The 21881-nt window shown below is 54.5% G+C and carries 17 protein-coding genes and 1 tRNA gene; 9 read left to right on the forward strand and 9 right to left on the reverse strand.

Annotation, left to right across the window (positions count from 1 at the left end):
* Positions 1-144: 144 nt before the first annotated feature.
* The 6 genes from AC1EK1_RS06340 (at position 145) to hemL (ending at position 6258) form a co-directional block, all read left to right on the forward strand.
* Positions 145-858: an energy transducer TonB gene (locus AC1EK1_RS06340; protein ID WP_480306145.1), complete on the forward strand. Its 714-nt coding sequence runs from the start codon at positions 145-147 to the stop codon at positions 856-858.
* 110 nt (positions 859-968) lie between these two features.
* The gene (gene hemA, locus AC1EK1_RS06345) at positions 969-2318 is read left to right on the forward strand and encodes a glutamyl-tRNA reductase (RefSeq protein ID WP_480306144.1); all 1350 of its coding nucleotides are present in this window, start codon (positions 969-971) and stop codon (positions 2316-2318) included.
* A gap of 33 nt (positions 2319-2351) precedes the next feature.
* A complete protein-coding gene (gene hemC, locus AC1EK1_RS06350; protein WP_480306143.1) occupies positions 2352-3263 on the forward strand; it encodes a hydroxymethylbilane synthase in 912 nt (303 codons plus the stop codon).
* A 15-nt stretch (positions 3264-3278) separates the two neighbouring features.
* Positions 3279-3983, forward strand: a complete 705-nt coding sequence (locus tag AC1EK1_RS06355; RefSeq protein ID WP_480306142.1) for a uroporphyrinogen-III synthase — start codon at positions 3279-3281, stop codon at positions 3981-3983.
* A complete protein-coding gene (gene hemB / locus AC1EK1_RS06360; RefSeq protein WP_480306141.1) occupies positions 3980-4942 on the forward strand; it encodes a porphobilinogen synthase in 963 nt (320 codons plus the stop codon). Before AC1EK1_RS06355 ends, hemB begins: the two co-directional genes overlap by 4 nt.
* A 26-nt stretch (positions 4943-4968) precedes the next feature.
* The gene (gene hemL, locus AC1EK1_RS06365; RefSeq protein ID WP_480306140.1) at positions 4969-6258 is read left to right on the forward strand and encodes a glutamate-1-semialdehyde 2,1-aminomutase; all 1290 of its coding nucleotides are present in this window, start codon (positions 4969-4971) and stop codon (positions 6256-6258) included.
* A 510-nt stretch (positions 6259-6768) separates the two neighbouring features.
* Here hemL and rbr read toward each other — a convergent pair.
* Positions 6769-7356, reverse strand: a complete 588-nt coding sequence (gene rbr / locus AC1EK1_RS06370) for a rubrerythrin (protein ID WP_480306139.1) — start codon at positions 7354-7356, stop codon at positions 6769-6771.
* A gap of 310 nt (positions 7357-7666) precedes the next feature.
* Between rbr and AC1EK1_RS06375 the strand changes: the two genes are divergently transcribed.
* Positions 7667-7740, forward strand: a tRNA-Asn gene (locus AC1EK1_RS06375).
* A 181-nt stretch (positions 7741-7921) separates the two neighbouring features.
* Here AC1EK1_RS06375 and AC1EK1_RS06380 read toward each other — a convergent pair.
* Positions 7922-9907: a peptide MFS transporter gene (locus AC1EK1_RS06380; RefSeq protein WP_480306138.1), complete on the reverse strand. Its 1986-nt coding sequence runs from the start codon at positions 9905-9907 to the stop codon at positions 7922-7924.
* A 255-nt stretch (positions 9908-10162) separates the two neighbouring features.
* Between AC1EK1_RS06380 and AC1EK1_RS06385 the strand changes: the two genes are divergently transcribed.
* Positions 10163-11812, forward strand: a complete 1650-nt coding sequence (locus AC1EK1_RS06385; protein WP_480306137.1) for an alpha-galactosidase D — start codon at positions 10163-10165, stop codon at positions 11810-11812.
* Positions 11813-11923: 111 nt separating this feature from the next.
* Here AC1EK1_RS06385 and efp read toward each other — a convergent pair whose 3' ends face one another.
* Both efp and prfB read right to left on the reverse strand, forming a co-directional pair.
* Positions 11924-12490 carry an elongation factor P gene (gene efp, locus AC1EK1_RS06390; RefSeq protein ID WP_480306136.1) on the reverse strand — a complete coding sequence of 189 codons (567 nt, stop codon included), beginning with the start codon at positions 12488-12490 and terminating at the stop codon, positions 11924-11926.
* 39 nt (positions 12491-12529) lie between these two features.
* Positions 12530-13643, reverse strand: a protein-coding gene (prfB, locus tag AC1EK1_RS06395) for a peptide chain release factor 2 (RefSeq protein WP_480306135.1) whose coding sequence is annotated in 2 segments (ribosomal slippage) — positions 12530-13579 and positions 13581-13643 — 1113 coding nt in all. Because the reading frame shifts where the segments join, the coding sequence is not laid out codon by codon here.
* Positions 13644-13869: 226 nt separating this feature from the next.
* On the opposite strand from prfB, the gene AC1EK1_RS06400 reads away from it, so the two are divergent.
* The gene (locus tag AC1EK1_RS06400) at positions 13870-15396 is read left to right on the forward strand and encodes a YncE family protein (protein WP_480306134.1); all 1527 of its coding nucleotides are present in this window, start codon (positions 13870-13872) and stop codon (positions 15394-15396) included.
* A 364-nt stretch (positions 15397-15760) separates the two neighbouring features.
* On the opposite strand, the gene recA is transcribed toward AC1EK1_RS06400, so the two are convergent.
* The 5 genes from recA to AC1EK1_RS06425 form a co-directional block, all read right to left on the reverse strand.
* A complete protein-coding gene (gene recA, locus AC1EK1_RS06405) occupies positions 15761-16738 on the reverse strand; it encodes a recombinase RecA (RefSeq protein WP_480306278.1) in 978 nt (325 codons plus the stop codon).
* 104 nt (positions 16739-16842) lie between these two features.
* On the reverse strand, positions 16843-17313 hold the full coding sequence (gene bcp / locus AC1EK1_RS06410; RefSeq protein ID WP_480306133.1) for a thioredoxin-dependent thiol peroxidase: 471 nt from the start codon (positions 17311-17313) through the stop codon (positions 16843-16845).
* Positions 17310-18506 carry a saccharopine dehydrogenase family protein gene (locus tag AC1EK1_RS06415; RefSeq protein WP_480306132.1) on the reverse strand — a complete coding sequence of 399 codons (1197 nt, stop codon included), beginning with the start codon at positions 18504-18506 and terminating at the stop codon, positions 17310-17312. Before AC1EK1_RS06415 ends, bcp begins: the two co-directional genes overlap by 4 nt.
* An 812-nt stretch (positions 18507-19318) precedes the next feature.
* On the reverse strand, positions 19319-20446 hold the full coding sequence (locus AC1EK1_RS06420; protein WP_480306131.1) for a DUF4876 domain-containing protein: 1128 nt from the start codon (positions 20444-20446) through the stop codon (positions 19319-19321).
* 28 nt (positions 20447-20474) lie between these two features.
* Entirely contained in the window at positions 20475-21875 is a 1401-nt protein-coding gene (locus tag AC1EK1_RS06425; RefSeq protein WP_480306130.1) for a hypothetical protein, read from the reverse strand.
* Between the last annotated feature and the right edge of the window lie 6 nt (positions 21876-21881).

Raw genomic sequence — 21881 nt, forward strand, 5'->3', positions numbered from 1 at the left:
ACCGGCGGATGGTTTAGAAAATAGGACTGTGGAGTGGTAGTTATTCAAAATTGTGTATATTTGTGACTGACTAGATTGTCCGGCACCGTAAAGGGCCGCTCCTCTGAGGCAAAAACAAAAACTATATAACACTTAATTGATTTTATGGACCAGTACAACAAGGAACAAAAGAAGACGGACCGAGCAAACCTCGAGTCGAATATCGGTCTGTACTTCCTAATGGGAGCCGTCGTGGCACTGGCGACCATCTTCGTTGCTTTTGAGTGGGGTAACCGTGATATCAAGCTCCAAGATATCGAGAACACAATGGTCATCGAGGAGATTGAGGATATCCAGATCACGCCACCCGACGAGGATACGCCTCCCCCTCCCCCTCCCGAGGAAGCCCCTGTCAACGTCGAAGTCCTCCAGATCGTGGAGGATGACGTGAAGGTTGCCGATGTGGAGTTGGCATCAGTCGATGACTCATTTGACAAGGTACAGCAAAAGCTGACCCTGCCCGGACCGACACAGAGAGGTCGCGCAGAGAAAGTGGCGGACGATACGATCTTTGAGTTTTTGGAGGAGATGCCGGAGTTTCCCGGTGGTCCTGCAGCCATGATGAAGTGGTTGTCCGAGCATGTGCGCTATCCGGCAATCGCCGCTGAAAACAATATCCAAGGACGTGTGATGGTGTCGTTCGTGGTGGAGACCAATGGGTCGGTATCCAACGTGAAGGTCCTCCGTGGTGTGGACCCCTCCCTCGACAAGGAGGCTGTACGCCTGATCGAATCCATGCCGAAGTGGAAGCCCGGTATGCAGACCGGTAAGCCTGTCCGCTGTCGCTACAATATCCCTGTGACCTTCAAGCTGAGATAAGTCACAGTAGCTAGAGAAAATAGATAAGCCCTCCTCGGTATTGCCGAGGAGGGCTTAGTCGTATCCCGCCACGGCCAAAGCAAGGTGCGGGGCCGAAATCACCAAATATAGTGAGTGTAATCAGTCGTGAATTGGCTACATTTGTCTCAACCTACAAAAGCGTAAAAACAAACAACAAGCAAATGCACGACCTCGAGCAAAGTACACCGGCACACCCCGAGAGTACCCCCCTCGTCATAGCCACTCTGGGTGTGGATCATACCACTGCTCCTATCGGAGTGCGTGAGGCACTAGCCTTTTCTCCAGCGGATGCTGTGGATTTTCTAAAAAAGTCAAAGCAAGATGGACTGGCAACCGGCGGTGTCGTGCTCTCTACATGCAACCGCATGGAAGTGACAGTGGAGTCGCCCCTCTCGGCGACCGAGCTGAGGCAGGCTCTCTCCCGATACCTGCTGGAGTACAGACGCTTGCCACAGACGTACCAAAAGTACCTGATCTACTATGACGGTGAGCAGGCGTACGAACACTTGTTTAGGCTCGTCTCCGGCTATGAGAGTATGGTGCGGGGTGAGACACAAATCGTGGGGCAGGTAAAGGAGGCATTGCATCTGGCCAGAACAGGTGGCTATGTGACCAAGACCCTTCTGCGACTGTACGAAAAATCACTTGAGGTGGCCAAGTCGATTCGATCGACCGAACAGGTTTGTGCAATCGATAGATCCGCCGGAGCTTCTGCAGTGGACCTTTTGATCGAGCGGGATGGAGCCGAGACCCTTAGAGGTGCTACGCACTTGGTCGTTGGTGCCGGGCTGATGGCCGCCACGCTGGTGGAGTCGCTCAAGCGTATCGGTGCGAAGTATTTGACCCTATACAACCGCACCAAGTGCCGTGCCCAAGAGTTTGCCGACAAGTACGGCCTGAAAACATACTATGCGGATGGCGATCTGGAGACGGCACTGACAACAGCCGGCTATATCTGGGTGGCAACCGGTGCTTCCAGCCCGATTATTCTCCCGGGTACCTTGCCAGCCAGTCCGTCTCTGACGGTCTTTGACCTCGGTTTGCCCCGCAATGTCGACCCAGCTGTCTCCGTAGTGGATGGCGTGCGGTTGTTTTGTATCGATGACTTGGACCGTGATACCCTGGTGGAGCGGATGTCGGATGAGGCGTGGAACTACATGCGCCAGGGAATCGACGAGTTTCGAGCCTGGCAGGAGGGTTTGGGGATCCGTGATGTTTACTCCATCATTCGATCCGAGACAGAGGGGTTGCTCATGCGTGAGCTCCAAAAGGCGGAGCGCCATGTGGATGAGGCCACAGCCAAGGCTTTGACCAGCTATAGCCACCAGATCTCCCAGAGGGTGTCCAGTGATATGATCTCTCGACTGCGCAAGCTCTCCGAGACCACACATGATCCTATCTATGCCACCGTACTGCGAGAGCTATACACGATAGTCTGAAAGAACACCAACTAATATACAACCAACCTACAGATGGATATGAAGCCCCTAGTGATCGGGACCCGAGGAAGCGACCTCGCGCTGTGGCAGGCCAAGGCGGTACGAGATGCCCTAGGCCACTATACGTCGCAAGCTGTGGAGATCAAGGTCATCGAGACACGCGGTGACCAGCACTTGGAGCTGTCGCTCAGCAATCACAAGTTGGACAAAGGCCTCTTTACCCGAGAGCTGGAGGAGGAGTTGCGGACCGGCGAGGTGGACTTTGCCGTTCATTCGCTGAAGGATATGCCGGTGGAGCAACCCGATGGGCTGACACTCGCCGGTGTTTTGCCACGAGCCGATGTCCACGATGTAGTGGTGGCAAGGCCTGGCCTTGAGCTCCACAGTGTTCGTGATCTAGTTGGACTAAAAGTAGGCACCGGTAGCCCGAGGAGGATCAGCCAGTTGAGCTACCTCATCGGTGCGGACAAGGCCGTCACGGCGGATATTCGGGGAAATGTGCCCACGCGTATCCGCAAGGTGATAGATGGTGAGTATGATGCCGTACTGCTCGCCTATGCCGGTCTCGAGCGACTGGGGCTAACGGATAAGGTGAGCCTGCACCTCCCGCTTGAGGCGATGTTGCCTGCACCCGGACAAGGGGCGATAGGGATACAGTGTGCCACGAGCAATACCCAAGCCCTACAGTTGGCTAAAAAAATCAATGATCCGGAGACAATGCTGACCACTCGCATTGAGAGACAAGTACTGGCTGCTCTGGGTGGAGGCTGTGCGTTGCCACTGGGGATCCTCTGCCGGGTCGATGGTCGGGAGGTCTGCCATATCCATGTTGCCTATGCGCCACGCCTGGGGGCGGATATGATACGCCACCATTACTTGGTACCGGTTGAGCATGAGCCGGATGCACTTGTCTCGATCTGCAGGGAACTTTCGGCAGGTCGCTAGGATTTGTGTTGAGTGATGGGGCGACAGCTGATCATAGGACGCTCGCTTGAGCAGACCGAGGAGCTAGTGCCTCAGTTGATGTGGCTGGATCCGGAGTTGCAGGTGCAGTGTCTCCCGCTTATACAGGTCGAGCCGACCGATGTACCCCTGCCTCCATCCTCCTCCTACGATACCTTGCTTTTCACTTCCCAAAACGCAGTCCGCTTTTTTCTCCAAAAAGGGGGGACCACTACCGGCAAGGCACTTCTCTGTATTGGGCCGGCGACAGCACAGGCTCTCCCCACACCGCCACACTTCGTCAGCCGGTTCGGACACGCCCGAGGGATGGCAGCCGAACTTGTGGCGCAGCTGTCCGACCTCTCCACCCGACATCTGCTCTACCCCACAAGTGCGCTGAGCGAACTGGTCTTGCAACAGCAGTTGGCTCCTCGTGTCGCCTCTTTTTGCACCCTGCCGATCTACACCACCGTCCCTCATCCTCGGATTCCGACCACCCTGGCCCCGGACTACGCAGTCTACTATAGCCCCAGTGCTGTCACGGCATGGGCAGAGCGAAACAACAGCCGCCCCACGGCGGTCAGTATCGGCCCATCCACGACGAACCGACTGAGGCAACTCGGATGGACCCACGTCTTTCAAGCAAAAACCCCAACCAATGGGGCTGTATTCCAAACCCTAAAACAACTACTCAAAACGTCATGTATCCAGAAGTCAGAATGAGACGACTACGCACGTCTCAAAATCTACGTGATATGCTGCAGGAGACACATCTCCTACCCTCCAACTTCATCCACCCCCTCTTTGTCGTACATGGAGAGGGCATACGCGAGGAGATCAGCTCCCTCCCCGGACAGTACCACCTCTCTGTGGACGAGCTGGTAAAGGAGTGCCAAGAGATCTATGCCCAAGGTGTGCGGAGTGTCATGCTTTTCGGAATACCGGCGCACAAGGACGGCATCGGTAGCGAGGCTCTCTCGGACGATGGTATCGTGCAGCAGGGTATGAAGGCTCTCCGCGAGGCATTGCCCGACCTAGTCACCATTGCTGATATCTGCATGTGTGAGTACACGGATCACGGACACTGTGGTATCCTCCATGGACACGAGGTGGACAACGACGAGACCCTCAAGTACCTCGCTCAGCAGTCTGTGTCCATGGCACGCTGTGGCGCAAAAGTCATCGCCCCATCCGATATGATGGACGGACGTGTGGCCGCAATACGAGAGGCCTTGGACGAAAATGGCTTTGAGCATATCCCGATCATGTCCTACGCCGCCAAGTTTGCTTCAGCATTCTATGGCCCGTTCCGTGTGGCAGCGGACTCAGCCCCCTCCTTTGGTGACCGACGTGGCTACCAGATGAATCCCGCCAACGGCCGTGAAGCCCTCCGCGAGATCGAGCTAGATATAGAGGAGGGAGCGGACATCATCATGGTAAAGCCCGCCCTTGCCTACCTCGACATCCTCCACGAGGCACACATGAGGTACGACCTGCCACTTGCCGCCTACCACGTCAGTGGGGAGTATGGCATGATCAAGGCCGCCGCCCAAAAGGGCTGGATCGATCACGACCGCGTCATGATGGAGTCGCTTTTGTCCATACGACGTGCCGGAGCGCAGTTGATCCTCACCTATCATGCCAAAGAGGCCGCCAAGCTCCTCAACGAAGGTAGGTTCTAAAGTTTACACACAGTCCAAAAAGCAATATGTCCAGATACACCAAGTCCGAGAGCCTTTTCAGAGAAGCCTGCCGCCATATACCCGGTGGCGTCAATAGTCCTGTGCGTGCCTTCAAGTCAGTGGGTATGTCGCCCCTCTACATAGATCGTGGTATACGAGGGCATCTAGTGGATGTGGATGGCAATGAGTACATCGACTTCGTCTCCTCCTGGGGCCCCCACATCCTAGGGCATGCCCACCCGGATATCCTTCAGGCCATTCACACCACTGCCGCCAAGGGTACCAGCTTCGGAGCCTGCATCCCTCTGGAGGTGGAGATGGCTGAGATGGTCAAGGAGTTTTTTCCCTCCATGGATCTGGTGCGCATGGTCAACTCCGGCACCGAGGCCACTATGAGTGCGGTGCGCCTGGCACGAGGCTATACCGAGCGTCCACTGATCATCAAGTTCGATGGTTGCTACCACGGCCACTCCGATGCCTTTTTGGTCCAAGCTGGATCGGGAGTGCAGACCTTTGCGTCGGTCCAAAACAACGGTGTCACCAAAAGTGCCACAGCCGAAACACTCATAGCACGCTTCAACGACCTCGACTCCGTCCGAGACCTTTTCCAAAAACATCCGAACCAAATCGCAGCCGTGATCTTGGAGCCCATCATGGGCAATATGGGCGTGATACCTCCGGAGCCGGGATTCCTGGAGGGGGTGCGCGAATTGACGGAGTCCAACGGCACACTCCTCATCTTTGACGAAGTGATCACGGGATTCCGGGTCAGCCGAGGTGGGGCGCAGGCCCTCTACCACATTCGGCCGGACCTCACCTGCTTGGGCAAGATCATTGGCGGAGGTCTGCCGGTGGGAGCCTTTGGCGGGCGACAGGAGATCATGAGCAAGCTCTCACCCGATGGTGCCGTCTATCAGGCCGGTACCCTCTCCGGCAATCCCCTCGCGCTTGCGGCCGGCTTGGCGATGCTCCATCTGCTCCGTGATCCCGATACTTACCGTACGCTGGGCGAGCGGAGCGAGCAGTTTGCAGAGGGGGTGCGACGCATCATCCGACCCTACGGTGATCGGTTGCGCTACAATAGTGTCGGCTCTCTATCCACGATCTTTTTTGCACGAGAGACGGTGCGCGATGCCGACAGTGCTCGGACATGCGACACCGATAACTATGCACGCTACTTCCGCCAAATGATCGACCGAGGCATCTATATCGCTCCATCGCAGTTTGAGGCAACCTTTGTATCTGCAGCACATACCGCTGAGGATATTGACCAAGCCCTCACCGCCATAGAGCAGAGTCTCTCGGCCGTCCTATAGCTGACTGCCAATCCTCAGGGCTCGGACAAATGATCGAGGGTGTGCCAAAACAGTCGTTTGGGCACACCCTCATTTTCTATCGGAGCACTTCCCCAAAAAAATCCTTCTATCCGTCCTAAGCGATTGCTTCTATCCGTGAAAACTTTCGCTTCTATCCGTGAAAAAGATGGCTTCTATCAGTGAAACTCAAGGGCCCGTGTAAGTGTCTGAATACCAACACTCCCAAAAGAGACGTTTTTTTGACCCCAAAACCGCCTTTTTTGCCCTCGCCAATAGAGGTGCTAAGGTTCTGATTATGGTCAACCTGGGATCTGTTTTTGGGGACGGACCTCCGTGTTTTTTTGCGGTTGGGAAAATTGAGGTTAGGAAAGAGGGTGTGCCAAAACTCAGTTTTGGCACACCCTCTCATATTCGGATTGCATGTATTGGTGCGACTGTGCCGACCTCCTAGGTCAGCCTGCGAGCCACTCCGGTGCAATCAACTGTGCTTGGCGCAATTGCCGGCAGGTATCAGATGACTGGAGCGTCGGATAGTCGCTCGGCATAGCCCTGCGGATGCTGGCAGATGGGGCACTTTTGGGGTGGTTGCTTGCCCTTGTACACATAGCCACAGACGCGACACTTCCAGATCACTTCCTCCTCCTCGTGTAGGAGATTCTCTTTCTCGATACGCTCCAGGAAGAGTCTGTAGAGACGCTCGTGCTCCTGCTCGGCCTTCATGATGTTGCGCATCAGGATAGCGACCTCTCTGAATCCCTCCTCCTCTGCTTTGGCGGCAAAGGTGGGGTACATGTCTGTCCACTCCTCGTGCTCGCCCTCTGCAGACTCGAGGAGGTTCTCACGTGTTGTGCCGATCTTGCCGGCGGGGAAGGTGTACTCGATCTCTACAGGACCACCCTCTAGGTGCGAAAACAGCATCTTGGCATGCATGCGCTCTTGGTCTGCTGTCTGCTTGAAAAAGTCTGCGATCTGTCCCAAACCCTCCTTGCGTGCCACGCTCTCGTAGATATTGTAGCGGTTGCGAGCCTGCGACTCACCGGCAAAGGCTCTCAGTAGATTTTTCTCGGTTTCCGTCCCTTTGATACTTTTTGTTCCCATTTTTCTTGGTTATTTCTTGTTTGAACAACGGTTGGTGGTACTCCACCATAGATTACTCTCTAGAGCAAATATACCTAATAGTAGGTATGTGGACAAGCAAACAATGTTCGGAAATACCTACTCTTTCGGATCGAGGGCTGTGGAGGCTGTGCGTGTGAGGGGAATGGGAGCCTTGGCATACGCTCAGCGGATCTGTGTGGAGGATAGAAAAAATGAAGAGAGTGTGCCAAATATTTTGTGGAATCAAAAAATAGCGCTACCTTTGCAGAGCAAAAGGGAGATAAGACATGTGTCCTCTCTTTTATGACACTCTTCATTAGCTCAGTTGGTTAGAGCACCTGACTGTTAATCAGGGGGTCCTTGGTTCAAGTCCAAGATGAAGAGCAAGCCCAACAAAAAGGATCAGTGTCCTACAGACGCTGATCCTTTTTTGTCTTCCGGCTGTTGGCCCGCTGTTGTGTGCCGAGTACAAGAGAGAGAGGGTACCTCCCTATTTTGGGGGAGGTACCCTCTCTTGCGTTTGGGCCCACTATATCGCTATGTGGCGGTATAGAGTGGTTGGAGGTCAGCCCTCGGTGACGGCCTCCAGTTTTTTCATGATGCTAAAGATGAAGATAGCCGATAGGAGACAGCAACCGATGAGTACGCCCCAAAAGGCCACCAGAGGCAGCTTGTCCCAGAAGGATCCCATCACTCCGACGAGGAGGTTGCCGACAGCCGTTGCCGCCAACCAGCCACCTTGCATCAGTCCGGAGTACTTGGGAGGAGCCACCTTGGAGACAAAGGAGAGACCCATAGGGCTCAAGAATAGCTCTGCCAGTGTCAGGACGAAGTAGGTGCCGATCAGCCAATCCGGTGAGATCAGCGTGGTGCTGGTGCCGGATAGGGTGCTGGGGTCGGGCAGTCCGATCGAGCCGATGAGCAAGACGATGAAGCCGAGTGCGGCAAGCATCATGCCGATACCGATCTTGCGTGGGGCACTAGGCTCCTTGCCCTTGCGGTTTAGGTAGGTAAAGAGTCCTACAGTCACAGGGGTGAGGAGGATGATGAAGAAGGGGTTGAACTGCTGGAAGATCTGTGGTGTGATGTTGCGTAGTCCATCGCCGATCTCCTTGATGTCCAAGAAGTATCCACCGATAAGTCCGGCGATACCCAGTACGACCAAGACAAGGCCTGTAGCGGGGTTTTTCTTGCTACCTAGGAGTCCGAAAAGGCTGAGGTAGATCCCGTACATGAAGCAGATGAACGGAATGAGCATCTTTAGGGAGAATGGGATGAAGCCCAGAGCATTGACCTTGCTCATCGTGTAGTCTCGTGCAAAGAAGGTCATGGTTAGGCCGTTTTGGTGGAAGGACATCCAGAAGAAGATCACCACGACAAAGACAAGTCCGAGTGCGATAAGTCTCTGACGCTCCTCCTCCTTGGACATGGTCTCGACTTGTGCTCCGGACTGTGCCGCTTGCTGTGCCGCCTGCTTGGCTGTCACGTCGGCGTACTTCCAGGTGCGACGGAAGAGCAGGAAGATCAGGATCGAGATGACCAAGCTGATACAAGCCACAAAGAAAGCTAGGCTGTAGGACTTGGAGAGCGCAGTGGTCACGTAGTGGTGCCCAAAGTCGCGCGCAAAGTCTCCCGTGGTCGAATCCGGTATCAGCGTCGCAGGTACTTCGGCGGAGATGATTCGGTCCCTGATGGCCGCTTGGTTGGGTGCCTCCTGTGGGTCACGGCTCGCCATGGTGAGGTAGTCGTCCTCTGTCACAGCGAGGGGATCGCCCTCGGCGATCTTGCCGGCTTGGGTTAGCTGGTGTAGCCCGGCTAGCTTGAGGTTGAAAAGCACCTGTGCCTCCTCTTCCGGAAACATCACTCCGTGCTTCTTTTTGGCCTCGCCTACGATCGCTTTTTGCTCCTCTTGGGAGAGTGTCGCCCAGTCGCTGTGGGCCTGTGCCACCTCTGCAGTGAAGGCAACGGGATCCACGGTCTCGTCATTGAGCCGTACATAGTTGGCCGGCACTGCCGCATCGTAGTAGTAGCCCTCTTGTGCAAGGACTGTATTGGTAATCGCATTGCCCATACTGGGTGCAAAGAAGGCACCAATATTGATGAACATGTAGAAGATGGAGAAGGCTATGTCTCGATTTTTGGAGTAGGCCGGGTCGTCGTAGAGCTTGCCGACCAGTGCCTGTAGGTTGCCCTTGAATAGCCCGGTCCCTGCTGAGATCAGGAGCAAGGAGAGGAACATCACGCTGATGCCCATCGCTTGGTTGCCGAGGTCCAGCCCCAGTACCAAGTAGCCAAAAAACATGATGCAGATGCCGATGAGGACGGTCTTGCCATAGCCGAGCCACTTGTCTGCCACCACGCCACCAAAGACAGGCAGGAAGTAGACTAGAGCAAGGAAAGTCCCGTAGATCATACTGGTCTCAGACGAACTGAAACCAAACTTTGCTTGCATGTACAGGGTCAGAATCGCGAGCATGGTGTAGTACCCAAAGCGTTCGCCCATGTTGGAGAGGGCTAGTACGATTAGCCCTTTAGGATGACTTTTTGCCATACGGTTAGGTTTTTATGATTGGTTGTTTTAGTAATATAGTCCCATATCACCCTGCATTCCTAAAAATGCACATGGACAAATCTAACCTTTTTCTGTCAAATACAGCTCCCGGATTTGCTGTCGTTTGTCTTGCTTTTGATCGGAGTTACCGAGGCAGGTGTCGGATGGTCTTTTTAGGAATTGCCCTTCCTCGCATCTTGGAAAGTGAAAATGACTATATTTACCACACGAAAAATAGCTGAAAACAGTTGAGCCATGGACAACCACCTGACCACCAAGACCACCTTTTCCCTCCTAGTCGCCATTTTTGTCGCCACTCTCTCCTTTGCTCAGGAGCCGACCCCTGCTCCTCCGCTGATGGGGTGGAGCTCGTGGAATACCTACCGTATCCATATCAATGAGCCCCTTATCCGATCTCAAGCTGATGCCATGGTTCGGCTCGGACTCCGAGAGGTGGGCTATCGGTATGTGAATGTAGATGATGGTTTTTTCGGTTACCGAGATAAAGCGGGGGTGCTATGGACGCATCCGGAGCGTTTTCCGAAGGGGCTGAAGGGGTTGGTCGACTACGTACACTCGCAGGGTCTCAAGGCCGGTATCTACTCGGATGCCGGAGCCAATACCTGTGGATCGATATGGGATGCTGACCCCAATGGTGTGGGGGTCGGACTCTATGGGTACGAAAAACAGGATGCTGACCTATACTTCAACCAATGGGGCTTTGACTACATCAAGATCGACTACTGCGGTGCCGGCCAGCAACTGGAGCTGGACGAAAGGCAGAGGTACACCGAGATAGCGGATGCCATACGTGAGGTGGCCCGCAAAAAGGTCAGTATCAATATCTGTCGATGGGCTTATCCCGGCACGTGGTGCGCGGACCTTGCCGCGTCATGGCGTATCAGTGCGGATATCAATCCCTCCTGGGCATCTGTCCAGCACATTATTGGCAAAAACCTCTACCTCTCGGCCTTTGCCACGGGTGGACACTACAACGATATGGATATGCTGGAGGTGGGGCGCGGATTGACGAGGACCGAGGAGGAGACACACTTCGGCATGTGGTGCATCATGAGCTCGCCCCTACTCATCGGTTGCGACCTGACGACGATACCCGAGGAGACGCTGGAGTTGATCAAGAATGAAGAACTGATCGCCCTCAACCAGGATTCACTCGCTCTGCAGGCGGCTGTGGTCAGTCGTGAAGGAGCGGGCTATGTCTTGGCCAAGGATGTTGAGCAACGCAGAGGACTCACTCGTGCCGTCGCACTCTACAATCCTTCCGACTCCATTCTGGCCTTTTGTGTGCCTCTATCGGTACTGGAGCTCTCCGGTGAGACTCGTGTGAGGGATCTGATCCGCAGGCGGGACGAACCCTGTGTGGACAATACACTCCGGTACGATGTGCCGGCACATGGAGTCAAGATCCTTCGTCTCGAGGGAAGTCGGCGTATAGAGCCGGTGAGGTACGAGGCGGAGCAAGCGTTTCTCAACCGGTATGAGGACCTTGGAAGACGTCATCGTCCGGTCGCATTTGTCCCCTACGAGGGTGCATCCGGAGGTGTGGTGGTCAGCAATCTCGGTGGTGAGGAGGACAACTACGCTGAGTGGCGTCACGTCTACAGCGAGCAGGGCGGACGCTACCGACTCACCATCCACTATCTGCCAAGCGAAAAGCGCAAAAGCCCGGTCGGGGAACGTGAGATTGAGGACCGCCAAATCGTGCTGAGTGTCAATGGGGATAGGACGACACTCTTCCCCACGGTGACGGATCGTACCAAGGGCATTCAGACCATCGGTCTGGAGGTCGTCCTCGACAAGGGTGAAAACATCATCCGCATGTGTGGCACCCGCACTTGGATGCCCGACCTGGACTGCTTCACGCTCACCCCACTACGCCGGTAGTACCTGGATATACCGAGCCCAAAAAGGAGTTGGCCCGACAGAATCATTTTCTGTCGGGCCAACTTCCTTTGTCCGAGTCACAGTCTCGGATTTAGTCCTGTGTGAGGAGCATCACTCCTTGGCGCGGCTCACATATACGCCATCACGCGTATCTATGACGATGCTCTCGCCTTGCTCGATGAAGAGGGGCACCTGTACCTCTGCACCGGTCTCCAGAGTGGCGTTCTTTTGAGCATTGGTGGCAGTATTGCCTTTCACTCCCGGCTCAGTGTAGGTCACGACTAGAGTAACGTGTGCCGGCAGCTCGCAAGTGAGGACCTCCTCGGTACCGGCGTGGACCATTGCCTCGACCATATCCCCCTCTTTGAGGAACTGTACACCGGCGATGGAGACTTCCGGTATAGTGATCTGGTCAAAAGTCTCCGGGTGCATGAAGACCAACCCCATCTCCTCTTTGTAGAGAAACTGATAGGGGCGACGCTCAATGCGGACCTCCTCCACCTTTACGCCGGAGCTCCAGGTCTTGTCGAGGACACGTCCGGTGCTGATGTTGCGGAGCTTGGTGCGTACAAAGGCAGGGCCTTTACCCGGCTTGACGTGTAGAAACTCCACGATCTCGTAGTAGGTGCCGTCGATGTCGAGGCACATGCCGTTCTTAAAATCTGCTGTCGTTGCCATAGTTGTATTGTCTTATCTTATTTTCTGTGTTGTTTTCCTTTACTCTTCGTCGCCGTGCTCCATGAGGTAGGCCTTGATGAATGGATCTATATTGCCGTCCATCACTCCTTGGACATCTGAGGTCTGGTAGTTGGTGCGATGGTCCTTGACCCGTCGGTCATCAAAGACGTAGCTACGGATCTGGGAACCCCACTCGATCTTTTTCTTGGTGCCTTCGATTGCCTCTTGTGCTTTTCGTCTACGGGCTAACTCCCTGTCGTATAGCTCACTTCGGAGGAGCCGCATGGCATTTTCGCGGTTGGTCTGCTGCTTGCGGGACTCTGTGTTTTCCACAAGGATCTCCTCCTCTTCGCCGGTGTCTGGGTCTACAAATTGGTAGCGCAGCCGTACGCCGGTCTCCACTTTGTTGACATTTTGTCCTCCTGCACCTCCGGATCGGAAGGTATCCCACGACACGCGTGCGGGGTCGACTTCGATCTGGATCGTGTCGTCCACCAGAGGCACCACAAAGACAGAGGCAAAGGAGGTCATCCGCTTGCCTTGAGCATTGTAGGGCGAGACACGGACAAGGCGGTGTACCCCGTTTTCGCTCTTGAGAAAACCGTAGGCCATCTCACCTTCCACCTGCAGGGTTGCTGTCTTGATCCCCGCATCATCTCCGTCCTGCCAGTTGGTGATAGTGACTGTATAGCCCTGCTTTTCGCACCACCTCTGGTACATACGAGCGAGCATAGAGGCCCAGTCTTGGCTCTCGGTACCACCGGCTCCGGAGTTGATCTTGAGTACGGCGCCTAGGCGATCCTCCTCGGCTCGGAGCATGTTGCGCAGCTCCATGTCCTCCAGCTTCTCAATCGCCTGAGCGTAGAGCTTGTCCACCTCCTCTTCGGTGATGAGTCCTTCTTTGAGAAAGTCGAGCGACAGTGCTACCTCTTCGGATAGGCTGTCCACCTCCTCATAGCCGTTGATCCAGGACTTGAGCCCACGGACCACTTGCATCTGCTCCTCGGCCTTCTTGGGGTCGTCCCAGAAGTGCGGGTCTTGTGTTCTTAGTTCTTCTTCCTCGAGTTGTATCTTCTTCGAGTCGACGTCAAAGATACCTCCTCAGCGCATCGCGGCGCTCCAACAGTTCACTAAGTTGGTCTGATGTTATCATCGGAATGACTTCTTTTGATAGGGTGAATAATACAGTTGCTTGTCACCCTCCCCAGCTTCGCAAAATTACCAAAAAAATGGCGAACCTCTGACGCATCAACACGCTTACCCCATGTACTAGAGCGACAAGCTCCACCGAAAAGCGGACTTTGTCAGTAGGTTTGGGTAAATTTGAAGTTTGAATAGGCAAATTTTAGTTAACCAAACAAGTACACCAACAAAAAGCGATGAAACAAAAACATTATGTCCCGGCGCTACTCTCACTGGTAGCAACACTGGCACTGGCCCTAACCGGCTGTCAAAGAGACGAAGTCAGCGATCTGCAACGAAGCATCGACGACCTCAAAAAATCACAAGAGGCGCAAGGCGAGCTCATTCAGGCTCTCCAAGTCGTGCAGGAGCTCAAAGAAAACGACACCAAGGCTTGGAACATCCAAAAATCCCAAAAAGGACTGCCCGTGACAGTGGCTACGCTGACCGATGGCAGGCTCCTTGCTGTGTCCGAGGGCGGTCTCACCCTCTTTGAAAAGAGCGAAGACGGCAAGGTCCTCATCAATAATGAGAAGACCGACAGAGAGTGGACCACCCCTATGACCATCGAGATCTGCCCCAAGGGGGTATGGCTCATCAATGGTGAAAGTACACGCCACGCTATCCCCACCCTTGCCAAAAAGCAAAAGCCATACACCATTCAGGCAAAAGGCACCGGCTACCTCATCACTCTGGCCAATGGCAAAACCTATACGCTGGCAAAGAGTGTTGGCCTCTTTTACCTAGCCGAAGGGTCGTTCGGCAAGGGTAATGGTGAGCTGGAGTTCTTCTCTCTGGATGCTAATACCGAAAAGTACAGCCCCGTTGATGGGCTCCGTTGGCAAAAGTTCGGCGAGACCCCCAACGCATTCATCCCCTATGGCTCAAAAATCTATGTCGCTGTATCCGGGAAACAGGGTGCCAAGAATGGCTCGGTGCGTGTGCTCGACCGCACAGGCAGGCTCCTAAAGGAGATCAAGCTGGCCGCAGATGGCGGTGATCTGATGCCCAGGCAGCTTGTGGCGCACGAGGGCAAGGTGTACGTATCGGCCTACCTGGATCCGGCGGACAAGGACTACTCTTTCGTGGCACGTCTCGATACCATAGAGTACAAGCCCGAGTACGCCAAGATCACCGGCAAGCACAGCGAAGGACTTACCACCGAGGGCAATGAACTATTCATATGTCAGTCCGGCCAAGGCAGGGACAACAAGATCGCCGTCGTAGATCTCGCCACCTTCAAGGAAAAAGAGGTCATCACTGTCGGCTACAACCCCTGCTCCATCGTGGGTGATGGCAAGGGCAACCTCTACTTCGGCACCAAAGATGTCTACGACACGACCACTTGGACAGTCTCCACACCATCCGACCTGCACAAGATGACCGCCGCAGATCGGAAGGTCGTCAAGACCTACAACATCCGCACCGGATCACTGGCGATCCACAACGGCATACTCTACATCACCAATATCTCCAGTTGGACCACCGGAGCCTGCGAGATCAAGAAGCTGAACACCACCGACGACACTGTGAGCGACTTTTCCAAAAAGCTCCCGCATGCCATGTTTGCAAGTAAAGTTGCCGCCTTCGACGATGAACGTGGAGAGCTCTATATCACCCAGAGCTTGGGTAGCACAATCTTTAGATTCAAGTACGATGGCACACTCGTGGAGAAGCTCCGCGCAAAGCAGCAAAACGGTGCCGGTGTCCTGCTGATCAAGTAACCGGCAATGCTCGAGGGGATCTGCTCCGTGCGACACTCCATGTGAGCAAGGCCGAGACTTGATCCCGTACCAAATGAAGCGGAGGGTGCGCCAATATTTTGGCGCACCCTCCGCTCCTATTTGTGATGCTCCTCTCCCCATAACCAACAAGAGTCACACTCACGTGCGACTCTTGTTGATTTTTCCACAAAAATATTAGATTGATAGGTAAGAAAGATTGATTAGGTTTTGCTTTTTCAACAACTCAAAGATCCTATATTTTCCAAGACGAACAAAGAAAAAAGGAATGTTTTTCAACACTCCTTTTTTGTTTTGTTTTTTAATATCCACGAAGATTTTGGGGGCATAAAGAAAATTTATTTCATCACCCCTGTGTCAAAGCCTCGTGTATTTTTGTTTCGATCTCTGCGCACAGATCGGGATTCTCCTCGAGGGTGGCCTTGGCGTTGTCCTTGCCTTGCCCAAGGCGGGTGTCTCCGTAGTAGTACCACGACCCGGACTTGCGGATAATCTCCAGATTCTCACCGGCATCGATGATCTCGCCCAGCTTCTGAATCCCCTTGCCGTAGAGGATCTCAAACTCAGCTGTGCGGAATGGCGGTGCGACCTTGTTTTTGGCCACCTTTACTTTTGCCAGGTAGCCGATCTGCTCCGATTCATTGTCCTTGATGTGCTGGCCGCGACGGATATCGAGGCGGATCGTGGAGTAGTACTTCAGAGCATTGCCGCCGGTGGTTGTCTCCGGACTGCCATAGACGACACCGATCTTCTCGCGCAGCTGGTTGATGAAGATACAGGTGGTACGCGTCTTGCTGATGATCGATGCCAGCTTGCGTAGTGCCTGGCTCATCAGTCGTGCCTGTAGTCCGATCTTGTTTTCTCCCATCTCGCCGTCGATTTCGCTTCGGGGGGTCAGGGCCGCCACGGAGTCGATCACGACTAGGTCCACCGCAGAGGAGCGTATGAGATCCTCGGCGATATCCAGGGCCTGCTCACCATTGTCCGGCTGAGAGATCCACAGCTTGGTGAGGTCCACGCCCAGTGCCTCGGCATAAAAGCGGTCAAAGGCATGCTCTGCGTCAATGATTGCCGCCAAGCCACCCAGCTTTTGGGCCTCTGCTATAGCGTGGATCGCGAGCGTCGTCTTACCGGACGACTCCGGACCGTAGATCTCCACGATACGTCCGCGCGGATACCCACCGACACCCAGAGCCATATCCAGGGTCATGGAGCCCGTGGGGATCACCTCCACGTCCTCCACACTGTTGTCAGCCATATTCATGATCGCACCTTTCCCAAAAGTCTTCTCGATCTTGCCCATGGCTGCCTTCAGTGCCTTCATCTTCTCGGCATTGGGGTCCGCTTCCTTGATCTGCTTCTTATTATCCTTAGTATCCTTATTGTCTTTCGGCTCCGAGGCCGTTTCCTTTGTTTCTTCTGCCATTGTCATTTGTCTTCTTTTTGAATGATCTTCACTAGTTGCTCGCCATGGCTCATCGTCTTCAGCTCACGGCCACTGATGACTCGCTGTACGACTCCCTCCTCATCGATCAAGAAGGTCGTCCGCACCGTACCCATATAGGTGCGGCCAAACATCTTCTTCTCGCCCAAAACGCCAAAGGCCTCTAGTAGCACCTGATCCTCATCGGCAATCAGGGGAAAGGGTAGCCGATGCTTGTCCCGAAAGCCCCGGTGACTCTTGGCCGAATCCTTGCTCACTCCGAGGACCACATAGCCCAGGTCACGTAGCTCCTGCCAGTGGTCTCGCAGACTGCATGCCTCGCCGGTACAGCCGGGGGTGTTGTCTTTGGGGTAAAAGTAGAGGATCACCTTTGAGCCCTTGAGCCCCTCTCGAGTAATCACCTGCCCGTCCTGATCCGTGCCGAGCACCTCGGGTATCCTGTCTCCCACTTTCATAGCTCCAGGTCAATGTCGTGGAGTTCCTCAAAGGGCAGGCCCTGCTTGGATAGCTCGGCCAGGAAAGGATCCGGGTCAAACTCCTCCACATTAAACACACCCTTGCCACTCCACAGTCCCTTGAAAAACATCAGTGCGCCCGTAGTCGCAGGCACACCGGTCGTGTAGCTGACCCCCTGTGCCCCTGTCTCGCGAAACGCCGCCTCATGCGAGCAGTTGTTGTAGATATAGTACGTATGCTCACGACCATCTTTCATCCCACGTATGCGGCATCCGATAGAGGTCTGGCCCGTATAGTTCTCACCCAGCTCCTTGGGGTCGGGTAGCACGGCTTTCAAAAACTGAATCGGCACAATCTCATGTCCCTCATAGTTGATCGGCGTGATGCTGGCCATCCCTATGTTTTGGATCACACGCAGGTGGGTCAGGTACTCCTCGCCAAAGGTCATCCAAAAGCGGGCACGGCGGAGCGTCGGGAAGTTTTTCACCAAGCTCTCCAGCTCCTCATGGTACATCAGGTAGCTCTCCCGTGGGCCGACACGAGGGTAGGTCAGTGGCTTGTGCACCGACAGTGGGTCGGTCCTGTGCCAAGCCCCATCCTCGTAGTAGCGTCCCTCCTGTGTGATTTCGCGGATATTGATCTCGGGGTTGAAGTTCGTCGCAAAGGCCTTGTGGTGGTCACCGGCATTGCAGTCCACGATATCCAGGTGTGTGATTTCGTCGAAATAATGCTTGGCCGCATAGGCGGTGAAAACACTCGTCACACCGGGGTCAAAACCACAGCCCAGGATGGCCGTCAGTCCAGCCTCCCTAAAACGGTCCTGATACGCCCACTGCCAGCTGTACTCGTACTTCGCCTCATCCAGTGGCTCGTAGTTGGCTGTATCCAGATAGTTGACCCCACACTCCAGGCAGGCATCCATGATGGTCAGGTCCTGATACGGAAGTGCCACATTGATGACCAGCTCAGGCTTCACTTCGTTGAAAAGCGCCACCAGCTCTCGCACATTGTCCGCATCGACTTGTGCTGTCCGGATCGGAGCATCCTGGATACGCGACGCTATGGCGTCACACTTACTTTTCGTACGACTGGCAAGCGTTATGTCCGTAAAGACCCCATGGTTCATCGCCACCTTTTTGGCCACAACCGTCCCGACACCGCCGGCACCAATGATCAGTACACGTCCTTTCATCTTGATATCAAAAAAAACTTCTAGGTGATCACCCCTCAATGCTGAGGGGAATAAAATACTCTCCGAGACCTTTTCCCAATAAAAACGGTCCGGAAAAAATGGTTATTTCTCCCGGAGGTACCCGCATGTATGATGCCAAAAGCGAGGCTGAGAGTGAGGTACACTCGGGTGAGTGACCGACCCCCGACCCCGAAGACAACACTGCGGATATGGGGGCATCGCCCCCAAGAGGTCTCTCTCTCAAAGGTACTTATTTTACGCCACTTATCCCAAGTCCGCACCTCTCCCCGATTCTGCCGACTGTGGTGGAGACAAAATGAAGCGGGAGCAGAGAGGGTGAGAAAGAGCCCGAAAGCTCTCCCGGTCTCGTCGAAGATTGGTGCCTCGGTCTGGACAAATGAATCCAATGCTCAGGGGGAAAAGTCATCCCTCTGTACTTACAAACTATTTTCTCCGGCTGAAAAAGTAGAAATCACTGTGTGATTTCAATAAATCACTTAGTGATTTCTTCAGGTCACAGTGTGATTTGAATAAATCACACTGTGATTTTATCTTTTTCATGGGAGATGAGTTTCTTTTTCTCCGACCTTGTCGACTTTTTCTCCGAGAAAAAGGACTTTTCTCCCTCGCAACGACGGCCCAATGTTCTCTATTTGCGTGGTGTGTTTTCCCTGTGTGGGGTATGAAAAAGGAGGGGGCGTATCTGCGGATACGCCCCCTCCTCGGGGTTGTGTGAGTCACCGTCCTTGGCGCTCGCTCCCGTGGCGTGTCTGTGGCTCGGGAGAGAGGTCGGGGGGAAAAAAGTGGTGAGTTTACTTCTTCTTGGCTAGGCTTGCAGCCTTGACTTCAAAGTCTTTGTTGGAGTCATTGGTGTCCACGATCTTGTTGCCATCGTTTTTGCGTGTGAGCGACAGTCCGGCATACTTGCCCCAGGCGTCGTAGTTTCCTGCGACGTTTACCTTTTCGTCACCGGCATTTTGGTTGACTCCGTTGCTGCTTTGGTCGAGCTTGGCGTTGACGACCCATTGGGCATTGTCCTTGGCGGATATGGAGACGAAGTCGGTGATCCAGTCGTTGGGTAGGAAGAGGGCCCAGCGGTAGTCGGCGTAGGGGTTGTGCTTGGACTTGTAGGGTGTGGGGCGGGTGTACTTGCCTTTTTTGTCGGTCTTTCTGTTTTTGGGGTTGACCGCCATGATCGCATTGAGGAGCTCCTCGTCGGTTGTGCCCAGCCGTACGAGTGCGATGCCGGTGGAGTTGGGGAAGTCAAAGGGATCGAAGTCCTCGGCATCGTAGTCGCCTTGGATAAAGGCGGATAGGTCGAAGAATGGGGTGAGGTTGGGGACGGCGGGGTTTTCATCGTTTAGCTCGTAGTCTGCTACGGTGAGGTCGAGGAGTGCGCTAAAGTCGAGCTCTTGCTCTTCCCACTTCTCTGCCCGCTTTTTCTCGGCCTCGGTGGGGTTGATGGCCGCTGTGGCTATGATGCGTGTGTCGCCCGGCTTGAGGGTGTTTTTGCTCTCACCCTTGGGGAAGAGGTAGAGCTTGGAGATGGCCAGTGAGTCGTTGTAGACGGAGGGGGCGACAGCGTCGGAGAAGTCGGGCTTTGCCTCCGGTCTGTAGAGGGAGATGGCGATCCCCATGCCGTCCAGTGAGATGTCTTTTTTGGTGGGGTTGGTGATGCGGATGTACTTGTTGTACCGCTCTTCGCTTCCTTGTTTCCAATTGGCCTTTTTGCCGGCGGCTTTTTCGTTTGCGGTGATTGCGTGGTGGTAGTTGCCGAAGTAGTAGACCTCCTCGATGAGTAGGTCTTTGGCTTCGGTGCGGGAGTTGTCACCGCGCTTGTTGTGGGGGTTGTGTGGGCTGCGGCCGTCTCTCGTACAGCCGATCAGTGCGGCCGAGAGGAGCAGTAGTGCTGTGGTGAGTGTTGTGAATATTTTCTTCATACTAAATAATTATTTTGTTTTGGGTTGTTTACAAAAACCATGAGGCGAAGCCTCCGTTGTTGCCGTGTGTCATGACTTTTTTGACCTCATTGAAGGCTTTTTCGGGGGTGAGTCCGATCTCTCGTGCGAGGTGGACGTAGTAGGGTTCGTTGTAGTCGGCACAGGTGGGGTCGGAGTCGTCCATGTTGGTGTAGACCTTGATGGGGATGTTGAATCGAATGATCTCGGTCCACTGTGGTCCGGGTGCGTAGTATGGGTCGCAGACTTTGGTCGCTTTTCCGAAGGGCTCTTGTGCGTTGTTTTTGGGCATGTCTTTGGCCGTCTTGGTGCCTTTTTGGCACTTCATCACCCGTACCGATAGATAGAACTGTGGCAGGAGGGTGTGGGTGCGGGAGTAGATGGTGCTACCGGTTATGCTGGGTTTGGAGCGCTCGATGGGCCACTCTCCCTCCTTGTAGTCGTTGTAGCCGTTGATGCCTTGGCCGATGCTGTAGTACTTGTCGAGCATGTCGAAGCGTAGGTGCCCTTTTAGTCCCACATTGTCTTGGTCGTAGCAGGGGTCGGCTCCGTAGTAGTTGGTCCGAGTGGATGGGGGGAGCAGGCGGAGGTTGAAGAGCTCGGTCGCTCCATCGCCCATGTCTTCCTGTGTCCAGGTGTCGCGATAGGTGTAGGTGAATAGGTTGGGGGTCGCTTGTGCGCGTTCGTCCCAGGTCTTGAACTTGCTGTAGAAGGGCGACACGATTGGTTGCTCCTCTTGGTAGGCTTTTTCGTTGAGCTGGCCGTGGCGGACTGTACCAAACTTTTGCGGATCGTCCATTCCGTTTCGGAAGCGTACATCGAGTAGGTCGTAGGGTCGGCCGTGACTGTCGAGGTCGCTGATGGTGTAGAAGATCTGGTACTCGTCGGAGTGGCTGTAGATGTTGTCGTTGATCCGATTGCCGTTTTTGTCAAAGAAGTAGAGGCAGAGGCCCCACAGCTTGTTGACTCCCCCGATGATACGTATGTAGTCTCGACCGACCCCACCTCGCTCACTCTCCTGGTACGAGATGGTGCTCCACTTTAGGACCTCTACGTCGGTACCGCTAGGGCGGTTGTAGGCAAAGGCAAACATCTCTTGTCGCCAAGGGGCCTTGGTGTAGACAAAGTTGCCGTGGAGGAGGTCGCCCCCGTGTGGGTGCCCTTCCTTGAACATCACGAGGCAGGAGGCCCAGTTGTCAAAAGCACCGCCTTTGTCGGGATTGGGGATGTCGGTTGTCACCTTTGGAGGGGTGATGGTGTCTGCGGCTGAGGTGGGCATCTTGTGCTGGATAGCCGGGCTCTCGTCGTAGTCGAAGTCGATCTTGCCGAATAGGAAGGTCTGGCAACTCGATAGGAGGCAGAGGCAGGCGATGACTGCCGAGAGGGTATGTATGGTTGTGTTGCGTTTCATGCCTAG

The sequence above is a fragment of the Porphyromonas sp. C0026D3 genome (assembly GCF_056590775.1).

What these genes read in the sequence shown, in the direction of transcription:
- AC1EK1_RS06340 (WP_480306145.1), top strand. Translation starts at nt 145, where the DNA reads ATGGACCAGTACAACAAGGAACAAAAGAAGACGGACCGAGCAAACCTC.
- hemC (WP_480306143.1), top strand. Translation starts at nt 2,352, where the DNA reads ATGGATATGAAGCCCCTAGTGATCGGGACCCGAGGAAGCGACCTCGCG.
- AC1EK1_RS06355 (WP_480306142.1), top strand. Translation starts at nt 3,279, where the DNA reads ATGGGGCGACAGCTGATCATAGGACGCTCGCTTGAGCAGACCGAGGAG.
- hemB (WP_480306141.1), top strand. Translation starts at nt 3,980, where the DNA reads ATGAGACGACTACGCACGTCTCAAAATCTACGTGATATGCTGCAGGAG.
- hemL (WP_480306140.1), top strand. Translation starts at nt 4,969, where the DNA reads ATGTCCAGATACACCAAGTCCGAGAGCCTTTTCAGAGAAGCCTGCCGC.
- rbr (WP_480306139.1), bottom strand. Translation starts at nt 7,356, where the DNA reads ATGGGAACAAAAAGTATCAAAGGGACGGAAACCGAGAAAAATCTACTG.
- AC1EK1_RS06380 (WP_480306138.1), bottom strand. Translation starts at nt 9,907, where the DNA reads ATGGCAAAAAGTCATCCTAAAGGGCTAATCGTACTAGCCCTCTCCAAC.
- AC1EK1_RS06385 (WP_480306137.1), top strand. Translation starts at nt 10,163, where the DNA reads ATGGACAACCACCTGACCACCAAGACCACCTTTTCCCTCCTAGTCGCC.
- efp (WP_480306136.1), bottom strand. Translation starts at nt 12,490, where the DNA reads ATGGCAACGACAGCAGATTTTAAGAACGGCATGTGCCTCGACATCGAC.
- AC1EK1_RS06400 (WP_480306134.1), top strand. Translation starts at nt 13,870, where the DNA reads ATGAAACAAAAACATTATGTCCCGGCGCTACTCTCACTGGTAGCAACA.
- recA (WP_480306278.1), bottom strand. Translation starts at nt 16,738, where the DNA reads ATGAAGGCACTGAAGGCAGCCATGGGCAAGATCGAGAAGACTTTTGGG.
- bcp (WP_480306133.1), bottom strand. Translation starts at nt 17,313, where the DNA reads ATGAAAGTGGGAGACAGGATACCCGAGGTGCTCGGCACGGATCAGGAC.
- AC1EK1_RS06415 (WP_480306132.1), bottom strand. Translation starts at nt 18,506, where the DNA reads ATGAAAGGACGTGTACTGATCATTGGTGCCGGCGGTGTCGGGACGGTT.
- AC1EK1_RS06420 (WP_480306131.1), bottom strand. Translation starts at nt 20,446, where the DNA reads ATGAAGAAAATATTCACAACACTCACCACAGCACTACTGCTCCTCTCG.
- AC1EK1_RS06425 (WP_480306130.1), bottom strand. Translation starts at nt 21,875, where the DNA reads ATGAAACGCAACACAACCATACATACCCTCTCGGCAGTCATCGCCTGC.